This window comes from Nitrosospira sp. NpAV, from assembly GCF_000832065.1.
Classification (GTDB): Bacteria; Pseudomonadota; Gammaproteobacteria; order Burkholderiales; family Nitrosomonadaceae; genus Nitrosospira.
Genome location: NZ_JXQM01000079.1, coordinates 1 through 224 on the forward strand (window position 1 = coordinate 1; position 224 = coordinate 224).

Annotated in this window: 1 protein-coding gene; it reads right to left on the reverse strand. The window is 59.8% G+C overall.

What is annotated here, in order from left to right:
- Window positions 1-224 (reverse strand): tetratricopeptide repeat protein (locus tag SQ11_RS15390; RefSeq protein WP_041515084.1); only part of this gene is annotated, 224 nt, incomplete at both ends.

Genomic DNA, 224 nt, shown 5'->3' on the forward strand with positions numbered 1-224 from the left:
GCGGCCTTTCTATACCAGGAAACGGCCTCCCGGTCGTCCTGCGCAACTCCTCGTCCCTTCGCATACAGAACGCCAAGCGCATATTGCGCATCTGCAAAGCCCTGCTCAGCGGCCTTTCTATACCAGGAAGCGGCTTGCTGGTCATCCTGTGCAACCCCCTGGCCTTTAAGATACATGAAGCCCAGGATCGATTGCGCGGGAGCGTGCCCCTCCTCCGCCGCTTT